At 40.8% G+C, this 25,568-nt stretch carries 20 protein-coding genes; 18 read left to right on the forward strand and 2 right to left on the reverse strand.

The genetic code is table 11. The features are described 5' to 3' along the window. Positions 1-24 precede the first annotated feature (24 nt). The 12 genes from hpf (at position 25) to ACFSFY_RS02335 (ending at position 12,828) form a co-directional block, all read left to right on the forward strand. Positions 25-594: a ribosome hibernation-promoting factor, HPF/YfiA family gene (hpf, locus tag ACFSFY_RS02280; RefSeq protein WP_381535553.1), complete on the forward strand. Its 570-nt coding sequence runs from the start codon at positions 25-27 to the stop codon at positions 592-594. 144 nt (positions 595-738) lie between these two features. After that, on the forward strand, positions 739-3,246 hold the full coding sequence (gene secA / locus ACFSFY_RS02285; protein ID WP_381535554.1) for a preprotein translocase subunit SecA: 2,508 nt from the start codon (positions 739-741) through the stop codon (positions 3,244-3,246). A gap of 36 nt (positions 3,247-3,282) precedes the next feature. Next, a protein-coding gene (prfB, locus tag ACFSFY_RS02290) for a peptide chain release factor 2 (RefSeq protein WP_381535583.1) occupies positions 3,283-4,384 on the forward strand; the annotation gives its coding sequence in 2 pieces (ribosomal slippage) (positions 3,283-3,354 and positions 3,356-4,384; 1,101 coding nt in all). Between the two features lie 228 nt (positions 4,385-4,612). Further along, positions 4,613-4,954: a cytochrome c551 gene (gene cccB / locus ACFSFY_RS02295; RefSeq protein WP_381535555.1), complete on the forward strand. Its 342-nt coding sequence runs from the start codon at positions 4,613-4,615 to the stop codon at positions 4,952-4,954. Between the two features lie 493 nt (positions 4,955-5,447). Further along, the gene (gene ftsE, locus ACFSFY_RS02300) at positions 5,448-6,134 is read left to right on the forward strand and encodes a cell division ATP-binding protein FtsE (protein WP_381535556.1); all 687 of its coding nucleotides are present in this window, start codon (positions 5,448-5,450) and stop codon (positions 6,132-6,134) included. Beyond that, positions 6,124-7,008, forward strand: coding sequence for a permease-like cell division protein FtsX (gene ftsX / locus ACFSFY_RS02305; protein ID WP_381535557.1), 885 nt, complete (start codon positions 6,124-6,126; stop codon positions 7,006-7,008). The genes ftsE and ftsX overlap by 11 nt, the downstream gene beginning before the upstream one ends. Before the next feature lie 37 nt (positions 7,009-7,045). Then, positions 7,046-8,377 carry a murein hydrolase activator EnvC family protein gene (locus ACFSFY_RS02310; RefSeq protein WP_381535558.1) on the forward strand — a complete coding sequence of 444 codons (1,332 nt, stop codon included), beginning with the start codon at positions 7,046-7,048 and terminating at the stop codon, positions 8,375-8,377. Between the two features lie 121 nt (positions 8,378-8,498). Next, a complete protein-coding gene (locus ACFSFY_RS02315; RefSeq protein ID WP_381535559.1) occupies positions 8,499-9,140 on the forward strand; it encodes a hypothetical protein in 642 nt (213 codons plus the stop codon). Beyond that, positions 9,137-9,712, forward strand: coding sequence for a redoxin domain-containing protein (locus ACFSFY_RS02320; RefSeq protein WP_381535560.1), 576 nt, complete (start codon positions 9,137-9,139; stop codon positions 9,710-9,712). The genes ACFSFY_RS02315 and ACFSFY_RS02320 overlap by 4 nt, the downstream gene beginning before the upstream one ends. Positions 9,713-9,779: 67 nt before the next feature. Then, complete coding sequence (locus ACFSFY_RS02325; RefSeq protein WP_381535561.1) at positions 9,780-11,216, forward strand: S41 family peptidase; 1,437 nt, start codon at positions 9,780-9,782, stop codon at positions 11,214-11,216. A 169-nt stretch (positions 11,217-11,385) separates the two neighbouring features. Beyond that, positions 11,386-12,555 (forward strand): PDZ domain-containing protein, encoded by a 1,170-nt coding sequence (locus ACFSFY_RS02330; RefSeq protein ID WP_381535562.1) that lies wholly within the window; start codon positions 11,386-11,388, stop codon positions 12,553-12,555. 27 nt (positions 12,556-12,582) lie between these two features. After that, on the forward strand, positions 12,583-12,828 hold the full coding sequence (locus ACFSFY_RS02335) for a DUF2198 family protein (RefSeq protein WP_381535563.1): 246 nt from the start codon (positions 12,583-12,585) through the stop codon (positions 12,826-12,828). Between the two features lie 535 nt (positions 12,829-13,363). Here the strand turns inward: ACFSFY_RS02335 and ACFSFY_RS02340 are convergent. Both ACFSFY_RS02340 and ACFSFY_RS02345 read right to left on the reverse strand, forming a co-directional pair. Then, on the reverse strand, positions 13,364-13,672 hold the full coding sequence (locus ACFSFY_RS02340; RefSeq protein WP_381535564.1) for an AzlD domain-containing protein: 309 nt from the start codon (positions 13,670-13,672) through the stop codon (positions 13,364-13,366). After that, entirely contained in the window at positions 13,673-14,398 is a 726-nt protein-coding gene (locus tag ACFSFY_RS02345; RefSeq protein WP_381535565.1) for an AzlC family ABC transporter permease, read from the reverse strand. 164 nt (positions 14,399-14,562) lie between these two features. Here ACFSFY_RS02345 and ACFSFY_RS02350 point away from each other — a divergent pair, with 164 nt between their 5' ends. The 6 genes from ACFSFY_RS02350 (at position 14,563) to ACFSFY_RS02375 (ending at position 25,238) form a co-directional block, all read left to right on the forward strand. Beyond that, positions 14,563-15,183: a TVP38/TMEM64 family protein gene (locus ACFSFY_RS02350; RefSeq protein WP_381535566.1), complete on the forward strand. Its 621-nt coding sequence runs from the start codon at positions 14,563-14,565 to the stop codon at positions 15,181-15,183. Positions 15,184-15,498: 315 nt separating this feature from the next. Continuing rightward, the gene (gene addB, locus ACFSFY_RS02355; RefSeq protein WP_381535567.1) at positions 15,499-18,993 is read left to right on the forward strand and encodes a helicase-exonuclease AddAB subunit AddB; all 3,495 of its coding nucleotides are present in this window, start codon (positions 15,499-15,501) and stop codon (positions 18,991-18,993) included. After that, positions 18,971-22,663 carry a helicase-exonuclease AddAB subunit AddA gene (gene addA / locus ACFSFY_RS02360; protein ID WP_381535568.1) on the forward strand — a complete coding sequence of 1,231 codons (3,693 nt, stop codon included), beginning with the start codon at positions 18,971-18,973 and terminating at the stop codon, positions 22,661-22,663. The genes addB and addA overlap by 23 nt, the downstream gene beginning before the upstream one ends. Continuing rightward, on the forward strand, positions 22,660-23,850 hold the full coding sequence (locus ACFSFY_RS02365) for a DUF418 domain-containing protein (protein ID WP_381535569.1): 1,191 nt from the start codon (positions 22,660-22,662) through the stop codon (positions 23,848-23,850). Before addA ends, ACFSFY_RS02365 begins: the two co-directional genes overlap by 4 nt. A 40-nt stretch (positions 23,851-23,890) precedes the next feature. Further along, positions 23,891-24,790, forward strand: coding sequence for a fumarylacetoacetate hydrolase family protein (locus ACFSFY_RS02370; RefSeq protein ID WP_381535570.1), 900 nt, complete (start codon positions 23,891-23,893; stop codon positions 24,788-24,790). 73 nt (positions 24,791-24,863) lie between these two features. Further along, positions 24,864-25,238 (forward strand): YisL family protein, encoded by a 375-nt coding sequence (locus ACFSFY_RS02375; protein WP_381535571.1) that lies wholly within the window; start codon positions 24,864-24,866, stop codon positions 25,236-25,238. The last annotated feature ends 330 nt before the right edge of the window (positions 25,239-25,568 follow it).

A 25,568-nucleotide genomic window follows, 5' to 3' on the forward strand; every position in this document is an offset into this window, starting at 1 on the left:
AGTTAACTAAAGGAGGAGTTCATTATGCTAGATTTCAATATCCGTGGTGAGAACATTGAGGTGACTCCGGCGATTCGCGAACACGTCGAGAAAAAGATTCAAAAGCTTGAGAGATACTTTACAGATGGTGCGAACGCAACTGCACATGTAAACATGAAAGTTTATAATGACAAACAAACAAAAGTGGAAGTCACAATTCCAATGAAAAACTTAACATTACGTGCTGAAGAACGTCATACAGATTTGTATGCAGCAATCGATTTAATTGTTGATAAATTAGAACGTCAAATTCGTAAATATAAAACAAGAGTGAATCGTAAATTTCGTGAACGTGAAGGAGTTGCAGCTTTCTTTGCTTCTGTAAATAAAAGCAATGGCGGCACAGCTACAGACGTTTCTGAAGAGGACGACTCAGAATTCTCTGTTGTACGTACGAAGCGATTTGACTTGAAACCAATGGACCAGGAAGAAGCAATCTTACAAATGAATATGCTTGGCCATACATTCTTTGTTTTTACAGATGCTGGTTCAGACGAAACAAATATCGTATACAAACGTAAAGACGGTCAGTACGGTTTAATTGAAACAAATTAAGTTCAATCCCATATGACTTTAGTGAATCCTTAGGTGGTTATACTGCCTAAGGATTTATTTTTTTGAATAAAAGGGTTTAGACATTTGCACCGGACTAAAGGCAGTGTTAAAATGAAGGGTGAATTAAATGAGGATGTGACCTAAATGCTAAGTGCTTTATCAAAAATGTTTGATTCGAATAAACGAGATATAAAGCGGTTGGAAAAAGTTTCTGATCAGGTTGAAGCTCTAGCTTCCGATATGCAAAAACTTTCGGATGAGGAACTTAAACAAAAGACAGAAGAATTTAAAGAACGTATTGAACGTGGAGAAACACTCGATTCACTTCAAGCTGAAGCATTTGCAGTTGTCCGTGAAGCGTCGACTCGGGTGCTCGGTATGACTCCGTTTCGTGTCCAAATTATTGGTGCTTCTGCTTTACATGAAGGAAATATTGCTGAAATGAAAACCGGTGAAGGTAAGACGCTTACGTCGACACTTGCGGTTTATTTAAATGCGCTTGCTGGAAAAGGCGTTCACGTTGTAACTGTAAACGAATATCTTGCGAGTCGTGATGCAGAGGAAATGGGCAATCTTTATGAGTTTCTTGGTTTATCAGTAGGCTTAAACTTAAACAGCATGTCTAAAGAAGAAAAACGTGAAGCTTACCAAGCAGACGTAACGTATAGTACGAATAACGAGCTTGGTTTTGATTATTTACGTGATAATATGGTGCTCTATAGTGAACACAAAGTACAACGACCGCTCTTTTACGGCGTAATAGATGAGGTTGACTCAATTTTAATTGATGAAGCTCGTACGCCACTTATTATTTCTGGACAAGCTGCGAAGGCTGCTGAACTTTATAGGCTTTCGAATATGTTTGTTCAAACTTTGAATAAAGAAGAAGACTATTCGTATGAAGAGTCAACAAAAGGCGTAGTACTTACAGAGTCTGGAATTGAAAAGGCTGAGAAATCATTCAGTATCGACAACTTATTCGATTTGAAACACGTGCAGTTGAACCATGTAATTAATCAAGCGTTAAAAGCGCGTGTGAGTATGCATGTCGACATCGATTATGTTGTTGAAGAAGGCAATGTTGTAATTGTCGACTCATTTACAGGGCGTCTTATGAAAGGTCGTCGCTACAGCGATGGACTGCATCAGGCAATTGAGGCTAAAGAAGGTCTTGAAGTTCAAAATGAAACGATGACTCTCGCAACGATTACATTCCAGAACTTTTTCAGAATGTATGACAAGCTTTCAGGAATGACGGGTACAGCGAAGACTGAGGAAGAGGAATTCCGTAACATTTACAATATGAACGTTATTGAAATTCCAACAAACCGTCCCATTGTCCGTGATGACCGTGCAGATTTGATTTACTCTTCTATGGAGGGAAAATTCAGAGCTGTTGCGGAAGATATTAAAGAGCGAAATGCAACGGGACAGCCGGTTCTTGTCGGTACAGTCGCGATTGAAACGTCTGAAATCATTTCGAAGTATTTGACTAAATACGGAGTAAACCACAACGTACTGAATGCGAAAAACCATGGCCGCGAGGCTGAAATCATTTTAAGTGCAGGTCAAAAAGGTTCGGTTACGATTGCTACAAACATGGCAGGACGTGGTACGGACATCAAGCTCGGTGAAGGTGTTGTTGAAGTTGGCGGTCTTGCTGTACTTGGTACAGAGCGTCATGAATCACGCCGAATTGATAATCAGTTAAGAGGTCGTTCAGGTCGTCAAGGGGATCCAGGAATTACGCAGTTCTATTTATCGCTTGAAGATGAACTGATGCGCAGATTTGGCTCCGATCAGATGAAGTCCATGATGACTCGTCTTGGTATGGATGATACAACGCCGATTCAATCGAAAATGGTTTCCAAATCTGTGGAATCTGCACAGAAACGTGTTGAAGGGAATAACTTTGATTCACGGAAACGTCTTCTTCAATATGATGATGTGCTTCGTCAACAACGTGAAATCATTTATAAAGAACGAAATGAAGTTCTTGATTCTGAAAACATTCGCGGTATTGTTGAGAAAATGTTGGAGTCTGTTATTGAGCGCGCAGTTGCTGTTCACACTTCAGATACGAGTGCGGACAACTGGACGCTAAAAGCTCTTGAAGATTTCATAGGAGCTAATCTTTTACCTGAAGGAAGCATTACGAAAGCAGACCTTGAAGGTAAAACGGCGGAACAGATTGTAGCACTATTAAAAGAGGCAGTTCTTAACCGCTACGATGAAAAAGAAGAAGAAATGACGGAAGAGCGCATGCGCGAATTCGAAAAAGTAATTCTTCTTCGTGCAATAGATTCGAAATGGACAGAGCATATTGATGCTATGGACCAATTGCGTCACGGAATTCATTTACGTGCGTATGGTCAAACCGATCCGCTTCGCGAATACCAAAGTGAAGGTTTTGCGATGTTCGAAGAAATGGTTCTGCTGATTGAAGACGACGCTGCTAGGTATGCAATGAAGGCTGAAATACGCAGTAATCTTGAACGTGAAGAAGTGGTCAAAGGGCAAGCAGTCAATCCGAAAGAAGACGGTGAAGCTGTTCGTAAGAAACCAGTTCGTCGCGCGGTTAACGTCGGTCGAAATGACCCTTGTACATGCGGAAGCGGCAAGAAGTATAAAAACTGTCACGGCAAAAACTAATTAAATCGCACCATATTTCAGGAGGAAAATAGAATGATCGAATTATCCGATGTACGTAACGAGCTAGACAAATCCGCTAAGAAATTAGCCGACTTTAGGGGGTCTCTTTGACTTAGAAAACAAAGAGGCACGAATCCAAGAACTTGATGAAGTAATGGCGGAGCCTGGATTTTGGGATGACCAAAATGCAGCACAACAAGTAATATCTGATTCGAACGCATTGAAAGATGTTGTCGGAGAATACATGGAGTTATCCGATGAACAAGAAAACCTTGAAATGACGCTTGAATTACTTCGTGAAGAGTTCGATGAAGAAATGCAAGAGGATCTTGGAGTTGAACTGAAGAAGCATAAAAAGAAACTTGAGGCGTTTGATTTACAAATGCTTTTAAGTGGCGAATTTGACCGCAACAACGCTGTTGTGGAGCTTCACTCAGGTGCAGGTGGAACAGAGTCTCAGGACTGGGCATCGATGCTTCTGCGCATGTACACGCGCTGGGCAGAGCATAATGGTTTCAAAGTAGAGACACTGGACTACCAAGCAGGCGATGAAGCCGGAGTTAAATCAGTGACGTTAGCGATTAAAGGGCATAATGCTTATGGTTATTTGAAAGCTGAAAAAGGCGTACATCGTCTTGTGCGGATTTCTCCGTTCGATTCATCAGGACGTCGTCATACATCGTTTTCGTCAATTGAAGTAATGCCTGAATTTGACGGTGATATCGATATTGAAATTCGTACTGAGGATCTTAAAATTGATACGTACCGTTCAAGTGGTGCAGGTGGTCAGCACGTTAACGTTACCGATTCTGCTGTACGAATGACGCATTTACCTACAGGTGCAGTTGTTACGTGTCAGACAGAACGGTCGCAAATTAAAAACCGTGAACGTGCAATGAACTTACTGAAATCCAAACTGTATCAAATTCGAGTGGAAGAAGAGCAAGCCCGTCTTCTTGAAATTCGTGGCGATCAAAAGGAAATTGGTTGGGGAAGTCAAATTCGTTCTTATGTTTTCCATCCGTATTCAATGGTCAAAGATCACAGAACAGATGCAGAAACAGGGAATGTAAGTGCGGTCATGGACGGCGAAATCGACCTCTTTATTAATGCTTATTTACGTTCGCAGATTTCATAATTCGCTGAATTTTTTAATTTTGAGGTTTGAGATTGAAAAACTGGGTATATATAAGAATAGATCACACTTCTTTCGACAGTTCACAAATTTGGTACAAATGTAAAAGCTTGTTAGTATCATGTTTTAACTGTTGAAAGTAAAAAAGAAGCAATCTATACAGGGTTCAAAAGTGTGTTATTTTGGTATACTTACTTAGAACGATACTAATTAGTCGGAGGAGGGAATTACTTGAAAAAACAACTATTAGCAGTATTATTTGGTGCAACGCTTGTGCTTGGTGCATGTGGCGGAGATAAAGCAGACGATAAAGATACTTCGACAGACACTGGCACTAGCACTGAAACAGCTGCAGCAGATGGCGAAGCAATTTATCAAGCAAACAGCTGTGTTTCATGTCATGGTGGAAACCTTGAAGGTGGAGCAGGACCGGCACTTGATAAAGTTGGCGGATCTCTATCTGAAGATGAAATTCACGGTATTATCGTAGACGGTAAACCAGGTATGCCTGCAGGAATTATAGAAGGCGAAGAAGCTACAGCAGTAGCGAAATGGCTTGCTGAAAAGAAATAATTACCAATCTTTAAATTAAAACCGACCTAAGCAGTTGCTTAGGTCGGTTTTTCTATGTGCTAAAAACTTTGGAAGTATTTTACATAGAAGTCGCTTGATTTTACAAAGGGTCCAATCTTGAACTAGTATGAAGAACTAACAGTCCTTAATGTATAACATTCACTTTCAACTCAAAATTCTACAAAGAAAACTCAGAATCTACTTTATTTCCAAGAGAACTGCTTAATTGATAAGAATTTGCTGTTTTTTTGAAATAATGATGTGTACGAATAGAGGACTTTACGAAAATGAGTCGAATAAAACAGATTAGTATATCAAGTTATAAGTCGTTATCAATCTAGTACTGGTAGACTTAAAGCATTTTAGACAATAAAAGACACAGGTATTGTTAATTTAACAAATGAAATATAACTGTAATAATTCGAAGAGCGATACATGTTACAATGATAATGTTGGATAAAATCAAAATGCTTAAGATTCAGGTGGTTTTTACATGATTGTGATGAAAAATGTTTACAAGAAGTACTCAAACGGTGTGGTAGCAGCTAATGGTATTAACATCGAAATTGGTCGAGGCGAATTTGTCTATGTTGTTGGACCGAGTGGGGCCGGAAAATCAACATTCATTAAAATGATGTACCGAGAAGCAATACCAACAAGTGGTGAAATTATTATTAACGGCATTAATATTGGAACACTTCGTGAAAAACGAGTTCCATATTTAAGAAGAAAGATAGGCGTCGTGTTTCAAGACTTCAAACTTTTACAAAAGTTAAATGTTTATGAAAATGTGGCGTATGCACTAGAAGTAATTGAGGAGTCGCCGGCTCAAATAAGACAAAAAGTGAACGATGTCCTTGCGCTAGTGGGACTTACACATAAAGCTAGAATGTTTCCTACTGAGTTATCGGGCGGAGAACAACAAAGGGTTTCGATAGCAAGATCTATCGTCAATGTTCCGCAGCTTGTTATAGCGGACGAGCCAACAGGTAATTTGGATCCTGAAACATCTTGGGAAATTATGAAGATTTTTGAAGAAATTAATTTACGTGGAACAACAATAATTATGGCTACACATAACAAAGAAATCGTGAACAGAATTAGACATCGAGTTATTGCAATCGATGGTGGAATGGTCACCCGTGATGAATTCGGAGGTGATTACGGATATGAAAGCTAGAACAATTAGAAGGCATATTCGTGAAAGTTTTAAAAGTATAGGTCGAAACGGTTGGATGACATTTGCATCTATTAGTGCAGTTACAGTAACGCTTCTACTTGTAGGTGCTTTTATTGTCGTAATGATGAACCTCAATCAATTGGCAACAAACATTGAAAAAGATGTCGAAATAAAAATGACTGTAGATCTAGCTGCTGACAAAGAAGTTATATCCAGTCTCGAAGAAGAACTACGTTCAATGGATGGCGTACTCGAAGTGATATATTCTTCGAATGAAGAAGAGCTAGACAATATGATTAAAGGTTTTGGAGATGAATTTGGGCTCTTTAAGCAAAACAATCCACTACGTCACGCATTTTATATTCGAGCAGAAGATCCTCAGCAAACACCGGCAATTGCAAAGGAAATTGGAACTTTCGATTATGTGTATGAAGTAGTTTACGGCGAAGGTAAAGTTGAGAAGCTTTTCAACTTGCTGAATTTAAGTCGTAACATTGGAATTGGTTTGATTATTGCTCTTCTATTCACTGCCATGTTCCTTATATCGAATACGATACGTGTAACAATCGTGGCTAGAAGAAAAGAAATAGAGATAATGAAATTAGTAGGAGCTACAAATAACTTTGTGCGTATTCCATTTTTACTTGAAGGAATTTGGCTCGGTATTTTTGGTGCAATTTTACCCATGGTTATACTTACAATTTCCTATACGAACATACATAACTATTTAGAGCCACGACTAGCAGGAGAACTTTTTCAACTACTAAATGTGACACCATTCCTTTATCAAATTAACGGATTATTATTATTCATGGGCATCTTCATTGGAGTGTGGGGAAGCTTTGTGTCCATTCGTAAGTTTTTAAAGGTATAAAAATAGAAAAGTGTGATTATAAGGGGGAACCTACGAATTGAGAATTAATAAATGGATAATGTCACTAGTAATGGTGATTTTCCTAATGTCATCTGTAATGCCTTCCATATCTGCAGCAACATTAAATGATATGAAGAATGAACAGAACGAGCTTGAGAAAAAGAAAAATGATTTAAATTCGGGGATTAAACAAAAAACAACTGAAATCACTGAGAACCAGTCAACAATCGAAAAGATTATTGAACAAATCACTATTTTAAATAACAAAGTAAATGAAACAAACCATAATATTGAACGCATGGAACTTGAAATTGAAAAAACTACGACTGAAATTGAGGCATTGCAAATCTCAATTAAGGAACTTATTCAAAAAATTAAAGAGCGAGATTTAGTACTTCGTGAGAGAGTTCAAATCATGCAAGTAAAAGGCGGTACAATCGATTATATAGATGTGTTGCTAGGAGCGAATAGCTTTTCAGACTTTATCGACCGTTTTTCAGCCGTCAGTACTCTGATGGATGCGGATCGTGCAATAATGACAGAACAAGCTGCTGACCAGGAACAATTGGAAGTAGAAAAAGCGAGTGTTGAACAAAAACTTGCTGAACAAGAAGAGAATAAAAGTTCACTAGAAGAGATGAAGAAATCTCTTGAATCACAAAAAAATGAAAAAGACAGTCTAGTATCACAGTTGGAAGTAGAACAATCTAAACTGAAAACTGAGAAAAGTAGTTTAGAAGAAGATTATCATGAAGCTCATGAAATGAGTAAAGAAGTAGAACAGCAAATTGTTGCTGAACAGAAGCGTCTCGTTGAAGTAGCTCGTAAAGCAGCTGAAGAAAAGAAACGACAAGCAGCGGCAGAACAAAAACGTAAAGCAGCAGCAGCGGCAAAAGCTGCAGCATCTAAAAACAGTAGTTCGGGTTCTGCATCATCTTATACACCACCAGTTTCCAATGGAACTTGGACAAGACCTGCAAGCGGAAGAGTATCATCTGAATTTGGCTATCGTCACCATCCGATTTACGGCGTAAGTAAGCTGCATGCAGGAATCGATATTGCAAATTCAACGGGTACTAGAGTTGTAGCTGCAGGTGATGGCGTTGTGTCTACTGCTGGTTTTCATAGTACACTTGGAAACCATATTGTTATCACTCATTCAGTGAATGGTTCAACATATACAACAGTCTATGCTCATCTTTCAAGTATCGGAGTTTCATCCGGTCAAGTTGTAGGAAAAGGACAAGCAATTGGTAAAATTGGTACAACAGGAGCCTCAACAGGTCCACATTTACATTTTGAGTTCTATGAAGGATATTACTCTTCAGGTTCTGGTGCCGTAAATCCACGTCGCTACGTACCTATTTAATAGGTTAAGAGTTCGCATCTGTAAATAGATGCGAACTCTTTTTTTATGGGCAAAAAAGTCGCATTTTATATATAAATTCGTTAGCATACACGTGAGAATGAACTAAAGGAGCAACAATGCGATGTCGGATACAAAGATGTTTATGATCGGTTCAATTACAGTTCCCTCAACATGGATAGCTCTTGCTATAGCTTTTGTTATCGCGTTTGCTGTTGTTCGAATTAAAAGTGGAAAGCATGCGGCAGATGTCTTTTCAGATGCACTCTTTTATTTTATTATTGTCTGGAAATTTAGTGTTATTCTAACGAACTTTGAAACAGTCATAAAGTCGCCTCTTTCTATTATTTATTTCAATGGAGGGATTGTAGGGTTTTATTTGGGTCTTGCAGTTGCTGGTGCGAGAATTGTACTTGAAATTGGAAAGAATTATTCATTTGAAAGACTTGTGGCCCTATTTATGGGTGCGGTTTCTGTCCAAGTCGTTTATCAAATCCTTATGGTAGTTATGAACCCAGGGGATTGGATTGTTAATGTAGTAACGGTTGGTTTATTTCTTGGCTTCGGTGTACTCGTTTGGCTAAACGCATATAAATCTAGAAGTTGGGCAATTCAGCTTACCGTGCTATGGATGGCTGTACATGTATTTGTTGCGGCTTTTCAAGAACAGGGAATTACGGGAACACCTGTGATTGCAACGATTTGTATGGGCTTGTTTTTTGCAATTTGCTTGTATTGGAAACGTGAATCGGAGGAGAAAGTATGAATAAGAAAACAGTGGGAATTATGATAACTGCTTTGATAATTGGAGCAATGATTGTGTTAACTGTTAAATCAAATCTTGAAAAAGCAGAACCTATTCCACAATCACCAGGATCAGACACTTCTTTAACAGATAGTACAGGTTTTAAACCAGGTAACACACCACCCGATTTTGAACTTACTACTCTTTCAGGTGATGTTGTAAAATTATCGGATTATAAGGGCAAAAAAGTGATTCTTAATTTCTGGGCATCTTGGTGTGGACCTTGTAAAGCAGAAATGCCGCATATGGAAAACTATTACAAGAAACATAAAGAGTCCGATAATGTAGAGATTATTGCAGTAAATTTAACAAAACAGGAACGTAAAGGAATGGAAGGAATTGAGAATTTTATAGATGCATTCGGTCTGACTTTCCCTATTCCCCTTGATGAAGATGGGCGTGTAATGGATGATTACGCAGTCATTGGTATCCCAACATCTTATTTTATAAACACAGATGGGACAATTGGTCAAAAAGTTGTAGCTGCAATGGATGAGAAAACGTTAAAAGTATATGTAGATAATTTAAATTAAAAGAAGCCTGGTTTCTGATGTCGTATTATTTCTCCGCTGTTCATATAGTGAACGGAGGGGGAATGGTATGCGTAGATTCCAGGTTTTTTTATTCACAATAGTGGCAGTAGCTGTCGTTCTATTTGTACTTGTTAATGGCACGTTTAGTAAGGAAGGAAGTGTGGATGGTGCGCCGAATGTAGCTGTTTCTGTAATCGATGAGGCATTCTCCATCATTCAGGAAAGAGCGGTTTACCCAGTCAATGAGAAGATGATTACTGAAGGTGCACTGCGCGGAATGGCAGACTCGATTGGAGATTTGTATTCGACGTATTTAACGGCAGATGAAGCTGCGGCCCATAAGGAATCTCTTGCCGGGGAGCGGATTGGAATAGGCGCTGAAATTACACGAACGAATGGAAAGTTTGTAATTGTTGCTCCTGTAAAATCTTCTCCTGCAGATAAAGCGGGTCTGAGACCTTATGATGAGATTGTGCAGATTGACGGTGAACGAGTTGACGGTGATACGCTTCAAGATGTTGTTCGACGCATTCGTGGTAAAAAAGGGACAACGGTATCTATGACTATTTTTAGACCAGATTTAAATAAACATCTAGAGTTGTCTGTAACACGAGACGTAATTGCTGTGAAAACGGTATCGAGTGAAGTAATCCAAAATAATGAGCGGAAAGTCGGTTACATATCGATTACGACGTTCGGGGCAGAAACCGCTGCTGAATGGCAGAAAGAGACGGATAAGCTTGTAGAAAGCGGTGTACAGGGCCTTATAATCGATGTCCGTGGCAATCCAGGGGGTTATTTGCATAGTGTCGCTGAAATTGCTGGAAGTTTACTGCCTGAAAAAACGGTTTTCACATTTATGCAAGATGCAAAAGGAATTATGACGCCACTCGTTGTTGAGAAGTCAGAAGAGCATACGTTCAATGAAAAATTGAAGAAAATGCCGGTTGTTTTATTGCAAGATAAGGGAAGTGCATCCGCTAGTGAAGTGTTGAGTGGGGCGTTAAAGGATTTGAAAAGAGGGTACATCGCAGGAACGACCAGTTTTGGAAAAGGAACTGTTCAAGAAACAATTGACTTATCGAATGGTGGAGAAGTAAAATTATCAACCGCGAAATGGTTGACGCCAAAAGAACGTTGGATTCATGGTAAAGGTGTTGCGGCGGATCTTGAGGTTGAACAAAGCGACCTCTTTGACGAACATATACGCATTGTCACTGGTGAATTTAAAGAAGGCGATTTCAATGAAGACATCGCATATGCACAACGTTTATTATTGGCGTTAGGATATAATGTCGGTCGAGAAGATGGGTATTATGATGAAAAAACTACCGAAGCCGTTAAGAAGTTCCGAACAGATGCGAAAGTAGATACAAAAAACCTTATGGATCGAAAGTTCTTTCTAACAATGAAAACAAAGGTAGAAGAGTATCGGAATAATCGTGAAAATGATGAACAGTTTCAAATGGCTCTCAGTTATATGAATCATGAGATCGATAATTGATAACTTTCAAATGGAAGGTCTTTTAACAATGGAAATTCCGTTGTTAAAAGGCTTTTTTTAATTTGATAGCGTGGGTTCATATGAAAGATTTAAAATCGTTCGCATAGTAACTACTTTATTTGTTACAATAGTAGTAATGTACGTGTGAAAGAATGGACGGTGACGTTTCGTGACGGAGAATATATTAATGGATGGTATGCAGATGGTTGCGTTGTTTTTCTTGAATCCGCTCTTTATAGTCGCGCTACTGTCAGCAGTATTGCTAGGCTATTTCCGGGTAAAACGGGAGCGTCGAAGTTTTAAAGTACGCTTATTACCTGGTTTAACAGAATTAAAACGTCTTGTTTCGGAGTCGTGGATATACGGTTTAGTGTTGTCGGTTCTCATCTTAGGTGTTGGTTTAGTTGTGGATTCTGGATGGCTTGTTTTATTTTGTGTAGTTGCACTTATTTCCCTTCTTACTTTTTACTATAAAGTTGCGTCACCGATTTACTTTACGGCAGTTGCGTTTTTCGGACTTTATTTCATGGGGGAGTACGCAAGCGGGTTTTCTTATTTAGGTTGGTCGGCCGGGAATGTGGATCTTTTCGGCGAACTTGCTGTGACAATACCTGTAATTGCAGGCTTACTGTTGATTGTGGAAGGGCTTCTCATCAGTCGCTATTCGATAAAAGATGTATCGCCATTTCTGACAACAACAAAACGAGGTCTTCGTGCAGCTGCATTTAAGGGAAAGCGATTATGGTTGTTGCCTATCGTATTTCTTGTTCCAGGTGATATGATTTCTACTTATCTACCATACTGGCCGCAGTTTACGCTAGGTGAATCTATGTTTACATTCGTTCCAGTTCCCGTAATTATTGGTTTTTCTCAAGTTGCGCGATCAACGTACACAGATGTATTATTTCCAAAGATTGGTCGGTCTATTGTTGCGGCAGGTGTCTGTGTGCTTATTGTTGGTTTAGCGGCTTTGTGGATGCCTATTTTAGGATGGAGTGCGCTGCTTATCGGTGTCGTTTCACGAGCTCTCATATCAATGAGAGCGGCATTTTCTGAACGGAATCCAACATATGCAGTTGCTCCAAGTTCGACTGGAGTTGTCATTGCGGGTGTGTTACCGAATTCTCCAGGTGAGAAGATGGGCCTTGAAGCAGGTCAATGCATTCGGTCGGTGAACGGTCGTCAAGTGAGTAATGAGAAGGAATTGTATGACGCAATTCAAATAAATGCCGCACATTGTCGTTTGCAAGTAATTGGGCGAGACGGTGAAGTGCGGTTAATGCAACAAGTGATTTACAGACATGATCATCATCGACTTGGACTTCTTGTCGTTCGCTAAAGAATAGAGCTGGAAGGATTGGTCACATTGGATTCGTTTGAAACAAAATTACTATTAGCACTTTTCTTGCCAGGCCTCCTAGTCGTACTTTTTACTCGTGTCACTTTTAGCCCCATAGTTGGTCTCGTGTTGACGGTCGCTTTAGTAGCCGCTTCGGTTTACGCGGGCTTTACACATAACTGGGTTTTGTATGTGGCAGACGCACTTTCACTTACGGCTGGATTTTGGTATGCGAAGCGAATGGTCGATAAAACACGAACAGAAAGAGAGTGAAGAGAGAACTTGTTTGGGGGATAATATTCCTTACATGGGTTTGCAAGTAATCCATTGCTTTACGTTCCAGTCGGACGCTTTCCGGAGGGCGTGGCTTGAGCCGCTTCCTTCGCTTCGCTCCGTCCAGGGTCTCAAGGCGCACGCTAATCCTCTCGGAGTCGCCGACTTGCACTTCAAGCAACTTAGATTGCACATTGAAATAAAGAACATTACATTGAAGATATTTTCTAACCGTATAATAATCTCTTCTCATATAGTTTGAACTTATATTTCACACATTTTAGCTGATTGGAGTGCAGAGCGGCGACTCCAGCAGGATTTAGGAAGAATGAATTTCAATTCTTCCCGGGGACAGGTAAGACCCAGCAGGGAGCGACAGCGATCCGATGCGGCTTACCGCCCGCCCCGTGGAACGCGTCCGCTCGGAACGGAAATCAGCGAGCATCGGGAATCTCTTCACTAACGTTATAAATCGCATAAAAAAAGACCTTAATGGTCTTTTTTTTGTACTAAATTATTCTCCCATCCAGTCGTTTTACATTACCAAACTGTATAAAGCGAGTGCGCCGATTGTTCCGAGGACTACGAACATTACACCGCCGCCAAAAATGGCTATAAGAAAAGCGACTGTAGCACCAATTACGCCGAATAAAATATTGCCTTCTTGAACATATAAGACCGCTGGGAAAATGAGTGCCCCGAGGACTGCGTATGGAATATTACCCAAGACTGCTGTGATGAACGGAGGCAATTTTATTCCGTCTAAAAAAGTGAGGGGAATCATCCGGGGTAGGTATGTTACGAATGCCATCCCAAAAAGCATCCACCAATAAGTAGGTCCCATTTAAACTTCCTCCTTCTTAGAATACATTTTTTCGCTTGAATTTCTACGTTTTGTATATAGGATTTCGACTAGGATTGCGGATACAAGTGTTGCGACTAGAAGTGCCCATCCTGTTGATAAAGTTTCGGTGATGAATAAAATGAAATGAATGATAGCAGCAATAGCAGCAAGTAGGACAACTTTACGATTGCCCTTCATAGACGGCACGAGCAGACCAATGAACATTGCATAAAGTGCTATGGACATCGCCGCTTTTAAAAAACCGGGTAAGTTAGCTCCAATAATATGACCGATAAAGGTGAAGAGCACCCAACTTCCATAGGCGATTAAATTTACACCTAATGCGAAGCCTGAAGATATTTTACCTTTTACACTTGTGGCCAGTACGGAAAAACTTTCATCTGTTATACCAAATGCGACAATTGCTTTGATCCATTTCTTATCGGGTTGCATCTTTTCGTTAAGTGATGCCGTCATAAGTAAGTGACGGATATTAACGACAAACGTATTAAAGACAATTAATAGTGGATTAACTGCCAATACTATTAAACTAAGTGCCATGTACTGGGCTGCTCCGGCATAGACGAAGATACTCATAGCCGTTGTCTCGAAAATGGATAGTCCCGCAGTTTTTGCAAGTAAGCCAAATGTTAGAGCCACAGGGAAGTAACCAATCGCAATGCTCATTCCCGCTTTAATACCTAATATAAATTGATTACTAGCCATATTTTCACATCTTTCTAGTGTTGTTTTAGTGATTATACTACATAATAGTGGTTTAATGGGTTTATAATAGGGGGAATACTTAGTAAAGAAAGTTTTTGTTAACTATAATTGATAGGTTCGTTGGGTATACTTATCAAGTCATGATAGATGAGGGTGTATATTGGATGAGTGAATGGTTGGATGTAGATAAGATTATAGAATTGTCGCAGAGTTACCGTGCGTTTGGGCCGCTAATTGGTTTGTTGCTTCCTTTTATTGAATCTTTTTTACCTTTTCTACCACTTTTCGTATTTGTATTTGCGAATGCGGGTGCATTTGGTCTTTGGTACGGTTTTCTATTATCGTGGATCGGCACGACAGCGGGTTCGTATGTCGTATTTTTACTTATTCGTAAATATGGACGTAATCGCTTACTCAGTTTTATTACGAGAAATCCACGTGTTCAAAAATTAATTAAATGGGTAGATCGAAATGGTTTTGGGCCATTGTTTCTACTTCTCTGTTTCCCGTTCACACCTTCAGCTCTCGTAAACTTAGTTGCAGGTTTGTCGGATATGAAGAAGAAATATTACTTACTTACACTAATGGCTGGGAATATGGTAATGATTTTCACTGCTAGTTTCATTGGGTACGATTTAAAAGCACTTCTAACAAACCCAATTCGAACCGGAATTGTTATCATTGCGATTATCCTACTCTGGTTCGTTGGCAAACAAATTGAAAAACGTTTGAATGCTAAAGTCGAATCGGATTTTAAATCCCTTTCAACTCAAATCGATGAATAGTGAAACGGTTAGTCTATTGAACAGTCACCTTTTTAAAGGGTGGCTTTTTTAATTTGGACTGAATCACAGCGAAGTTCGTAAATCATGACGTATGAATAAATTACGGGAATGAAAAGCCTTTGGACCAATTAGTCGTTTTAAAGATGTTGTGGGGTTTCCCGAAAACGTTGCGAAGTTTGGCATAAACGTTGCGAAGTCTCGAAACTTCTGTTTTTCATAGCGTGGGCGGATACAAAGTGGAGTAAATTCTGTACAATGGAAGGATAGAGGAATCGAATTTACTAGAATGGATTAGAAAGAATAGGGGGATTGTACATGTCATTGCGATTCGTTACGGGGAGGTCGGGTTCCGGTAAAACGACTTTCATTCAGCGGGAGATTGCGACCGAACTTAAAGAGCGCTCACTCGGGACACCGATACTTGTAATTGTGCCTGATCAGATGTCCTTTTCAGTGGAACATAGTTTGTCCGTCAATTTTGGGTTGAATGGTATTATTCGTGCACAAGTTTCGACGTTTAAACGGCTTGCATGGCGAGTGCTGCAAGAAGTAGGCGGCATTACACGAAAAGAAATTGACGGATTTGGTTATCGGATGCTTGTTCGAAGTGTTCTCGAAGACAATCGTGAAGAGTTCAAGCTGTTTCGACAAGCTGCGAGTAAGCGTGGATTTACGGAACAAATTGGCGACTTATTAAAAGAATTCAGTCGCTATTGTTTGGATTTTCAAACGATGAGTGAACTTCAAACTGCGCTCATCGAAGCCAATGCCCCACGGACGCTTTTAGATAAAGCGAGTGATTTAGAACTGCTGCTCACAAAAATTGAAGAACGGCTTGGCACTACATATGTTGACAGCGAAGGCCATTTAGCCTTGCTTGCAGCGCAAATAAAAAACGCGGAACTCTTAAAGGGCGCGGATATTTACATCGATGGATTCGAAAACTTTACGACGAGAGAATATGAAATCATTACGGAGCTAATGAAGTACGCAAAACGAATGACGGTTGTGCTCCCAATGGAAGGTGCATTAACTGGTTTTGCGGATCATGAATTGTTTTTCAATCCGGTTCGTACATCACTTCGTTTAAGAGGAATTGCCCGGGCGGAATCGATTGAAATAGAAGAAGACGTGTATTTGTCGGAACCTCTCCGTTTTACGAATGATGATTTACAACATATTGAAAAAGAATTTGATCATTACCCAGCACAATCCAAAGAGTCGACTGGAAATGTGCTTTTAATTGAAGCGACGAATCGCCGGGCGGAAATTCATGCCGTTGCACGTAAAATCCGCGAGCGTATGCGGGCTGGAAAGCGGTATAAAGACATCTCCATTTTATATAGGCAGCCTGAAAAGTACGATGAACTCATTGAAACGATTTTCCCACATTACGATATACCTGTCTTTATTAGCCGGAAAAAGCCGATGTTGCATCATCCGCTTATTGAGTTTTCACGTTCTGTTTTAGATGCTGTTACGTCTGGGTGGTCGTATGAAGCGATATTTCGTGCAGTGAAAACAGACCTCTTTTTTCCTCACGGAGAAGATAAGCGGGTGTGGCGAGATCGTTCGGACCGACTTGAAAACTATGTGTTGGCACAAGGCATTTACAGCACGCGTTGGTTTGACGACAGCCGATGGAAAGTGAAGAAGTACCGCGGACTTGAAATGTATTCAGAAGTGCAAACCGATGATGAGTTGCGTGCAGAGGAAGAGTTGCATCTGATTCGAGATTCCATTCGAGAACCGCTGAATGACTTTGAGAAAAAGATGAAGCGAGCGAAAAATGGGATGGACGTGGCGGAAGCCTTGTTTGTCTTCATGGAACAACTTCGTGTGTACGATAAAATCATTGATTTACGTGCGGAGGAAGAGCGTGCAGGCCGTCTTCTTGGGGCAACAGAGCATGAACAAGCTTGGAACGGCTGGATCAATGTATTGGATCAGTTTGTCCTCATGTTTGGAGAAAAAGACATGGATCCCGTGGAAGCCGCTCGGATTTTAGATGAAGGTCTGGATTCGCTTGAGTTTACACGGATTCCACCATCACTCGACCAAGTGACCGTTTCGACGATTGAAATTTCAAGTTTAATGGATATTGACGTAGTGTTTGTGCTCGGAGTGAGCGATGGTGTTTTACCGCAACGGATTGATAATGAAGGGATTTTATCGGATGTCGACCGGGAATGGTTCAGTACCATTGGATTTGAACTTGCTCCGACATCGAAAATGAAGTTGATGGATGAAACCTTTATGGCTTACCGGGCATTTACTGCCCCTCGGGAACAGTTGTATATTTCGTATCCCATGGCGGATGAAGAAGGAAAGACATTGATTCCGTCGATGTATATTGCCCGAATTCAACAATTGCTATTGAATACAGAAACCATTATTGCTGTGACAGATCCTTCGGAATTGTTGGATGAAGATGGGTTTGATTACATAAGTCATCCTCGAGCTGCTCTCCCATTTGCTGCTTTGAAATTAAGAGAAGTGAAAATGTCCGGAGAATTATCGCCGAAATGGCAGGCGGTAATGGCTTATTATGAGAAGGATGCGTATTGGTCTACTGTGACCAAAGGAATTAAACGGGCAATGGACAGCGGCAGTTCAACCGAACGCTTAAATCCGGAGATGACGGCGGGTCTTTACGGCGAGTCTTTTGTATCGAGTGTGTCGAGAATCGAGTCCTATTACAGTTGTCCGTTTCAACATTATGCTTCTTTCGGTCTTGCGCTACGTGAGCGCTCGGAATACACATTGGAGGCACCAGCAATTGGTGATTTGTTTCATGCCGCGCTGAAATGGGTGTCTGACGAAACGATGCGTCTCGGTAAATCATGGGCGGAACTTACGAAAGAGGAGTGTTGGAAGTTGGCGAAAGACGCGGTCGAAGATATTTCGCCGTATTTCTTTAACCGTATTCTTCTTTCAACGAACCGTTATATTTATATCCAACGTAAATTAATGCATATCATACAACGAACCATTTATTCATTGAACACACAAGCGAAATCGACGGTTTTCAAACCGATCGCAATTGAAGCGGCATTTGGACCGGGTGATGAATTTCCGTCACTCAAAATCCCACTTCGTCGTGGGGATACGATGCAAATGCGTGGCAGAATTGACCGCATTGATGCATCTGAAATTGGTGGGAAAAGTTATGTCCGTGTCGTTGATTATAAATCATCTGCACGAAGTCTTGATTTGACGGAAGTGTACTACGGATTGTCGCTTCAAATGATGACGTATTTGGACGTTGCACTGGAAAACTCAGATAAATGGCTTGGAGTGCATGCGGATCCGGCTGGCGTTTTATATATGCACATTCACAATCCAATGATTCGACCAGGAACGGAATTGTCGACTGAAACTTTGGAACAAGAAATTGCGAAATCTTTCAAAATGCGCGGGTATTTATTGGACAGCCCGAACGTAATCGAAGGAATGGATGACAGTATCGGGCAAACGTCTGCAATTATTCCAGCTGGATTTAAGAAAGATGGAACATTTACAAAAGCTTCGAAAGTGCTTACGACAGATGATATGCAAATGATGCGGTCTTACGTCAGAACGAAGCACCAAAATGCTGGAAATGCAATGCTAGCAGGAGATGCACGCGTCTATCCGTATAAATTAAAAGAACGTATGCCGTGTCAATTTTGTTCGTATCGATCGGTTTGTCAGTTCGATCCGAGCGATCCTACACAAGATTACCGGGCGTATGAAGAGCTCGGACAAGATGAATCGCTTGAAAAAATGCGTAAGGAGGTAGCAGGAGATGAACATACCGACGAAACCTGATGGACTAACTTTTACAGACGCACAGTGGACAGCGATTTGGGCATCCGGTAAAGACATTCTTGTTTCTGCTGCTGCAGGTTCGGGAAAAACGAAAGTGCTGATCACTCGGATGATTGAAAAGGTCATTGATGAGGTGAACCCAATCGATGTCGATCAATTGCTTGTTGTGACGTTTACGAATGCATCCGCGGCTGAAATGAGGCACCGAATGTCGGAGGCTTTGGAAGAGGCGATTGAAAACAATCCCGATTCTGTTCATTTACGCAGGCAATTGAATTTATTGAACAAAGCACAGATTTCCACATTGCACTCCTTTTGTCAAAATGTTGTACGCCAATATGCGTATTTACTGGATATAGATCCTGGTTTTAGAATTGCGGACAGTACAGAGGCGGCACTTCTTCGGGACGACGCGATTGGTGATGTCCTTGAAGAAGCGTATGGCGCGGAAAATCCTGAAGCGATGTATCGGCTGGCAGACAGTTTTTCATCGGACCGAGACGACTCGCTAATTGAACGACTGATTGACCGTTTATACGACTATTCGCGCGTCCATCCATCCCCTGAAAAGTGGTTGCGATTGATTCCGCAGCAGTATGAAATTGACGAGATACAATCGATTGACGAACTGGGTTTTATCGAACCACTTAAAACAGCCATTCGACATTCGCTTGAAGAGGCGGCGGCTTTGACAGGGGATTTACGTCGAATTGCTCAAATGCCAAATGGTCCCGAACCTCTTGCAGCTACTGCGGAGATGGACTTGGTGTGGATAGATGAAGCGATTCGTCGAATTACAACGAGTTCATGGGAAGAAACGTATGAATTTTTTGGAACGATAAAATGGGTGCGCGCAGGAACGATTAAAAAAGATACATGCGACGAGGATCTTGCGAAACGAGCAAAAGCGATTCGTGATGACGTGAAAAAGGTCGTCACTGCGATAAAAGACTCTTATTTTACACGGACACCTGCACGTTTGTTAGCTGAAATAAAGCTTATGGCACCTGCAATGCATACGCTTATTGACTTGGTTATTGACTTTGGTGCACGGTATGAAAAAGTGAAAATCGATCGTGGTATTGTGGATTTCTCGGATTTGGAACATTATGCACTACGTATTTTATCGAAAGAAGAAGATGGGGAATTGCTTCCATCGGATGTTGCTGTGGATTACCGAAATCGATTTGAAGAAGTTTTAGTGGATGAATATCAGGATACCAATCGATTGCAAGAGACGATTGTCCGTCTTGTGAAACGCGGCGGAGAAGACGACGGTAATTTGTTTATGGTGGGCGATGTAAAGCAATCCATCTATCGATTCAGGCTCGCAGAACCGATGCTGTTCTTAGGGAAGTACAATCGTTTCCAAGGACTTAGTGATCCAGGCGGGTTGAAAATCGACTTGAGTGCCAATTTTAGAAGTCGACGTGAAGTGCTGGATGCAACGAATTTCATTTTTTCACAAGTGATGGGTACGCGTGTCGGAGAAATTGAATACGACGAAGCCGCTGCTTTGAAATACGGTGCACAGTATTCTGAAGAAAAGGTACCGACAAACTTAACGATTCTTTATGAAGACGACGACGAAGATTTGGATGAACAGGATTTACCTGAGCAAAGTTTGAAAAGTTCCCAAGCCGAAGCGCGATTTATGATTAAAAAGATTAAAGAACTGATGGATTCGGGAGCAGAAGTAACGGACGCGTTCACGGATAAGAGACGCCCGCTGGAATACCGGGACATCGTGATTCTTATGCGCTCGATGACGTGGTCAGGAGAAATCGTGGAACATTTCAAGCTTGCTGGGATTCCTTTGTACGCAGAACTGTCGCGGGGCTACTTTGACGCTCTTGAAGTGATGATCGTGTTGAATACTCTGCGCGTCATTGATAACCCGTACCAGGACATCCCGTTAGTGTCGGTTCTACGATCGCCGTTTATCGGCATGACGGAAAATGAACTGGCACAAATTCGATTAACTGAGAAGAATGAACCGTTCTATGAAGCTTTGAAGAAATTTATCGCTACAGGTGGGGCGGGGGTGTCTCCGGATACTCAAGTGAAACTACAAAAGTTCGTACTTCAATTTGAAGAATGGCGAAATCTGGCGAGACGAGGTTCATTGTCTGAACTCATTTGGCAAGTGTATACGGATACGCATTATTACGAAATGGTAGGAGCGATGCAAAACGGGAAACAGAAGCAAGCTAATTTGCGAGCGCTGCATGACCGTGCAATTGATTATGAAAAAACATCGTTTCGTGGATTGTTCCGATTCCTCCGTTTCGTAGACCGAATGAGGAAACGGGGCGATGATCTCGGAGAGGCACGTTCGCTTACTGAAAAGGAAGACGTTGTGAGATTAATGACAATTCATTCATCCAAAGGACTGGAGTTTCCATATGTTTTTCTAGCGGGTATGGGAAGAAAATTCAATAAGATGGATTTCAATGAATCTTATTTATTCGACCAACATTTTGGACTTGCAGTAAAAGCGATTGATCCCGATAATCGAATTACGTATACGTCGTTGCCATTTTTAGCGATGAAAGAGAAGAAAGAGCTTGAAATGCGTGCTGAAGAAATGAGGATATTATACGTTGCAATGACGCGGGCAAAAGAGCATCTGTACATGGTTGCCTCGGTGAAAGACATTGAAAAAGAAATTGGAAAGTGGCAAGATGCACAACTCATTGATCCGATGCTTATGCTTCCGGAGTATACAAGGTCGCGTGCGAATGGGTATTTGGATTGGATAGGTCCCGCGGTTGCAAGACATACAGCTTTCGGAAAGTTTGGAGTCCTACCGGGTGGACAGTTTATCGACAGTCCATCGAATTGGGTAATAGATGCGATTCCTTTTTCAGGGGTTTATGATGTGATGCCGGAAGAGGAAGAAGCAGTGGAAGAAATGGATACACCAGAGTTGGATGAAGTCGCTTTTGCAGAAGTGAAAAGACGTTTTGATTGGACGTATGAGCATTCAAATTCCGTTACAAAACGATCCAAGCAAACGGTTAGTGAATTAAAGCGTCTCGCTATTTTGGAACAGTCGATAGATGAAGATCCATTTATGGAAAATGGTGACGAAGTTAGTACGGCGTATCTTCATGATCGACCGGAATTCATGCAAAGACGTAAACTCTCACCAGCTGAAGTTGGAACAGCGATGCATACCATTATGCAACATATTGACTTTCAAGCCGTCCAATCTGTTGTAACCGTGAATGAACTCGTTGCGCAGTTAACGGATAGACAACTGCTAACAACTGAGGAAGCAAAAGCCATAGACTCGCAATCAGTCGCTCGGTTCTTCACAACTGAAATTGCGGAACGATTGAAAAATGCTGAGGAAGTGTCGCGGGAATTACCATTTACGTATGCCCATGACAGCGGTGATGGAGATTATCAAATTTTACAAGGGATTGCCGACTGCTTATTCCAAGAAGACGATGGTTGGGTGTTGCTCGATTATAAGACAGACCGATTGGGCAATCGTTTTGGGACGGATGCTGAAATCGAAGAGGAATTGCAAAATCGCTACGGCATTCAACTGAATTTGTATCGAAATGCGATTGAGTCGATTGCGAACATTAAAATCAAAGAGATGGTACTGTACCTTTTTGAAGGCGATAAAACAGTGCGAGTACAGGGGGAAGAAGTTTGAAATCATCACCAGTAACTTTAAGCAAACGGGTAGAAACCCTTGATATTATGAGGGGATTTGCTCTTCTAGGAATTTTCATAGCAAATATGCTTCATTTTCATTCACCATATCTGTACTATGATGCATTCACTTGGTTTACGGCACCTGGTGAAATCCAGACGTTTAAATGGATTGATATTTTTGTAGAGGCCAGTTTTTATCCTATATTTGCGATGCTTTTCGGATATGGGTTGAATATGCAGTATGAAAAAGCGGTCGCGAATCGCTCACCGTTTGCTTCAGTTGCTTCGAAACGGATGGCGATTCTCCTCGTTTTCGGTCTCTTACATGCCTTATTTATTTGGTATGGGGATGTACTGTTTACGTATGCTGTAATGGGTTTTATCATCATTGCTCTAGTAAGAATGTCTGCCAAATGGCTTGTTCCACTCGCGGCAGTATTGTATATTGTGCCAACGACGTTACTTTATTTGGTAACAAAAATGCTGCCGAATATGGACGACTATGCGAACATTCAACAAATCGAACTTTCGGTTAGTGCTTATGCAATGGGAACATATGGTGAAATCTTCAAGTTTCGTTTATTTGAATGGCTTATATACGGACTTTCGAGCACATTCATGGGAATCTTTATCGTATTGCCGATTATTATGATGGGCGTTGTATTATCCAAATGGAAAGTTATTGAACGTGCGAAAGAGCTGAGGGTTCGAATTGCAGTCGTGACGATCATTACACTTGGTCTCGGAATTTGGATTAAGTCGCTACCTTATATTGGGAAACCGACAACGGATGTCGTTCTGTTACAAGATATGTACGGTGGTGTTATTCTTGCAGCTGGTTATGTTGGCATTATAATGCTTCTTTGTACAGCACCAGTTTTTAGAGCAGTTTTCAAGCCGATTGGAAAAGTGGGGCGGATGTCACTCACTACGTATATTACTCAGTCTATCGTTGCCACAACTATCTTTTACGCTTATGGTTTTGGATTGTATGGAAAAGTTGATCTTGCTACGGGTACATGGATTGCAATCGGAGTGTTTGCGCTTCAGGTCATCTTTGCGGAACTGTGGCTTTCAAAATTCCAGATGGGACCACTTGAATGGCTCTGGAGAAAAGGGACGTATGGTAAGAAATTCGGAAGAACTTTGGAGAATAAAGAGGAAAATGCGAAAGATTTGTCGTAATAGATAGATTAGGTACTTAATTTGAGGGGATGGGTTTTAGATGAAATTATTATCGTTCCAATACGATGGTAAAACACTTTTTGGTTCAAAAGTTAAACGTGAAGAGGCGGTATGGAATGTAATGTTCATAGCCGAAGAATTTGGCGATAGCGAATTCCCACAGTCGATTCTTGAAGGGATTTCAGCAGACTTCGATTTTGTTGAAAAAATCAGAAGACTTTTGGAACAAGCCGAAAAGGATTCAAATCCGAATCGTTTCAAACTTCGTTTTACAGATATTGAATGGCTTTCACCGATTCCAAGAACACCGAAAAATATTATTTGTGTCGGCAAAAACTACGCAGATCATGCAGCAGAAATGGGCGGCGGTGCACCTCCTGAAAAGTTGATGATTTTCACAAAATCACCAACATCCATTGCAGCGGATGAGCAGGAACTTCCAATTCACGAAGGTATTACGTCTGAACTCGACTACGAAGCGGAATTAGCCGTTGTCATCAGTAGAGAAGGGCGCAATATTCCAAAACAACTTGCCTACGATTATATATTTGGCTATACAATAGCGAACGACGTCACAGCTCGTGATGTTCAAGCCGCTCACGGACAGTTTTTCTTAGGAAAAAGTTTGGACGGTTCATGTCCAATGGGGCCATATATCGTTACAAAAGAAGAACTACCCAATCCACAAAATTTATCACTTGTAACAAAAGTGAATGAGCAAGTACGCCAAAATGGAAATACAAAAAACATGATTTTCAAAATTGATGAATTGATCGCAGAAATCTCTCGTTTTGTAACTCTAGAACCGGGTGATGTTATTTTAACAGGTACGCCGGCTGGTGTAGGTAAAGGGATGACTCCACCAGGCTTCATTAAAAAAGGAGATACTGTTAAAATATCAATTGAAGGTATTGGAACTCTATCCAATCGTTTCAACTAAGCATATTTCGAGGCATTAATTTCCAAATTGTGATAAGCTTATATTGATATTATATTTGAACGAGGTGAATTTAATGGATGCTTTAGCTAACGGAACACATCTTCATATTTTTACATGGGTTGTCGGAATCATTTTATTCTTAGTAGCTGCTGGTATGGCGAAAGGTTCAAAAGGTAGAAAAATCACACATATGATTCTTAGACTCTTTTATGTTCTAATCATCATTTCTGGCGTGCTCATATTTATAAAACATATGTCAGTGGACAGTATGCTTTATGGAATTAAGTTTGTAGCCGGTATTGTAACAATCGGTATGATGGAAATGGTTCTAGTACGTTCTTCAAAAGGAAAACCAACTTCAATGTTTTGGATTCTATTCGCAATTTTCCTTGTGATTACAATGTTCTTAGGATTCAAATTACCACTCGGAATTAATTTCTTAGCATAATTTGTTCGAAATGCGTCTACTAGGGGAATATCTAGTAGGCGTATTTTTTTGTGGATAGTCAAGTCCATAGTCTTGTGTACTTTTCCTTAATCGTGTTTTCAACTTTTCACTTTGTATATAGAATTCACACGAAGCTAGCTAACTCGCGACTTTACTTGGAGTGGCGGGCATGATAGCCTGTCTGGGCAGAGCCGACTTTTTTGAAAAAGCCGGCTCTTTAGGCTGGATGATTATGCCCGCAGAGGCTCCATGTCAAGTCGCTACTGGTCATACTTGTGCGTCCTGCTGTTTTTGGGAACCGGCAGATTGGCCGAAAACATTTCTTTCCCA

It is taken from the genome of Sporosarcina siberiensis (assembly GCF_042681925.1).
Classification (GTDB): domain Bacteria; phylum Bacillota; class Bacilli; order Bacillales_A; family Planococcaceae; genus Sporosarcina; species Sporosarcina siberiensis.